3 protein-coding genes are annotated in these 2,250 nt (G+C 72.5%); 2 read left to right on the top strand and 1 reads right to left on the bottom strand.

Annotation, left to right across the window (positions count from 1 at the left end; genetic code table 11):
* Positions 1-169: 169 nt before the first annotated feature.
* On the bottom strand, positions 170-544 hold the full coding sequence (locus ACWDX9_RS62555) for a BlaI/MecI/CopY family transcriptional regulator (RefSeq protein WP_350735128.1): 375 nt from the start codon (positions 542-544) through the stop codon (positions 170-172).
* Positions 545-653: 109 nt separating this feature from the next.
* Here ACWDX9_RS62555 and ACWDX9_RS62550 point away from each other — a divergent pair, with 109 nt between their 5' ends.
* Together ACWDX9_RS62550 and ACWDX9_RS62545 are read left to right on the top strand one after the other, a co-directional pair.
* Complete coding sequence (locus tag ACWDX9_RS62550) at positions 654-1,139, top strand: 2Fe-2S iron-sulfur cluster-binding protein (protein WP_449973326.1); 486 nt, start codon at positions 654-656, stop codon at positions 1,137-1,139.
* A complete protein-coding gene (locus ACWDX9_RS62545; RefSeq protein WP_449973325.1) occupies positions 1,136-2,098 on the top strand; it encodes an FAD binding domain-containing protein in 963 nt (320 codons plus the stop codon). Before ACWDX9_RS62550 ends, ACWDX9_RS62545 begins: the two co-directional genes overlap by 4 nt.
* The last annotated feature ends 152 nt before the right edge of the window (positions 2,099-2,250 follow it).

The raw sequence follows: 2,250 nt of genomic DNA, 5'->3' as shown, positions 1-2,250 counted from the left end.
GCGAAGGCGAACGCGGCCAGGACGGCGGAGGCGACCACGGAGGCGCCGGCCGCCTGCCACATCGCGATCGCCAGCCGGGGCGCCCGGTCGGCCCAGCGCGCGGTCCGCATCAGCCGCGGCAGCCAGATCGCGGCGACCACCGTGTAGAGCGCCAGGACGGCGGCTGCGATCACGCCTGCCCGCCCTTGGGCGGGAACACCTGCAGGGCCGCCTCCAGGGCGGTCGCCTCCTCGGGGGTGAGCCGTTCGAGGAAGTGGACCAGCGTGGCGGCCTGGTTGCCGCTGCCGGCCAGCGCGGCCCGCATCAGGTCGGCCGTGTAGGCCTCCTTGGAGGCGACCGGCTCGTAGATGTAGGCGCGGCGGACGGGCTCGCGCTTGAGCAGGCCCTTGGTGTGCAGCTTGTCCATCACGGTCATGACCGTCGTGTAGGCGATGGTGCGCTCCTGCCGCAGTTCTTCCAGCACGTCCCGGACGGAGGCAGGCTGCCGCCGGGCCCACATCCGCTCCATGATGGTGGATTCGAGCTCTCCTAGGCCGCGCGTCATGACGCGAATGCTATCCGCGGTCGTAGTTCCGGAACAGCGCTCATACGGAGGAGGGGTATAGTCGGCCCGGTAAGCCGTACATGAATGTACGAGTTAGAGGGGTTTTCGGATGCCATCCATACAGGTGCGGTTGTCGGTGAACGGCCGCCGGCACGAGCTGGAGCTCGACACCCGCGTCAGCCTGCTCGACTGTCTGCGCGAACACCTCGCCCTGACCGGGACGAAGAAGGGATGCGACCAGGGCGCCTGCGGCGCCTGCACGGTGCTGGTGGACGGCGAGCGGGTCAACTCCTGCCTCGTGCTCGCCGCCCAGTGCCAGGACGCGGAGATCACGACCATCGAGGGGCTCGGCGAGCCGGGGCGGGCGCTGCGGGAGGCGTTCGTGCGTCACGACGGCCTGCAGTGCGGCTACTGCACGCCGGGGCAGATCTGCTCGGCGGTGGCCATGCTCGGCGAGTACGACGCGGGGGTGCCGAGCGCCGTCGGGGCGGCGAGCCTGACGGACGCCGAGATCAGGGAGCGGCTGGCCGGGAACCTGTGCCGGTGCGGTGCGTACAACGGGATCCTCGCGGCCGTGAGAGAGGTCGCCCGATGAACCCGTTCTCCTACGTCACCGCCACCGACCCGGCGGAGGCCCGCGCTTTCGCCGCAGAGGGGGCGAAATACCTGGCGGGCGGCACCAACCTCGTCGACCTGATGCGCGAGGGCATCGAGACGCCGGAACGGCTGGTGGACATCGGCCGGCTGCCGCTGGCCGGGATCGAGGACCTGCCCGGCGGCGGGCTGCGGATCGGCGCCCTGGCCCGCAACACGCGCGTGGCCGCCGATCCCCGGGTCCGCGACCGCTACCCGCTGCTGTCCGAGGCCATCGTGAACGGCGCCTCGCCCCAGCTGCGCAACCGGGCGACGGTGGGCGGCAACCTCCTGCAGCGCACCCGCTGCGGCTACTTCTACGACCGCCACTCGGCCTGCGGCAAGCGGGAGCCGGGTGCCGGCTGCGACGCCCTCGACGGGTTCAACCGCATGCACGCCGTCCTCGGCGCGGGGGAGAGCTGCATCGCCGTGCATCCGTCGGACATGTGCGTGGCCCTGGCCGCCCTCGACGCCGTGGTCAACATCGCCGGCCGCGACCCCGTGCCGCTGGTGGACTTCCACCTCCTCCCCGGGGACACCCCGCACGTGGAGACGGTGCTCCGGCCGGGGGAGCTGGTCACGTCGATCGACCTGCCACCCGGCCCTCCCGGCCACTCGGTCTATCTGAAGGTCCGCGATCGGGCCAGTTACGCCTTCGCGCTGGTGAGCGTGGCCGTGTTCACCCATCTGGAGGACGGGCGGGCGAGCCGGGTGCGCATCGCGCTGGGCGGGGTCGCCCCCAAGCCGTGGCGCGCGTACGAGGCCGAACGGCTCCTCACCGGCACCTCGCTCGACGACCACCTCATCGACCAGGCCGCCGAGCGGGCACTGGCGGACGCGCGGCCGCGCGAGCACAACGCGTTCAAGCCCGAGCTGGCCAGGCGGCTGATCCGCCGAGCCCTGAAGGGAGCCCACTCATGACCCTCGCATCGCGCGGCTTCACCCTCGCCGGCAAGGTGATGGCCGGACTGGCCAGGCTCCTCCCTGACGGCAAGCCCGACCCCCTGGCCCACCAGCGCGCCGAACTGGGCCGCCCCGCCGACCGGCTGGACGGCCCCGCCAAGGCCGCGGGG

The organism is Nonomuraea sp. NPDC003201 (assembly GCF_053590415.1).
This window is presented reverse-complemented; position numbering and strand designations above follow the sequence as displayed.

Coding starts and splice junctions, on each gene's coding strand:
- ACWDX9_RS62555 (WP_350735128.1), bottom strand. CDS start 544: ATGACGCGCGGCCTAGGAGAGCTCGAATCCACCATCATGGAGCGGATG.
- ACWDX9_RS62550 (WP_449973326.1), top strand. CDS start 654: ATGCCATCCATACAGGTGCGGTTGTCGGTGAACGGCCGCCGGCACGAG.
- ACWDX9_RS62545 (WP_449973325.1), top strand. CDS start 1,136: ATGAACCCGTTCTCCTACGTCACCGCCACCGACCCGGCGGAGGCCCGC.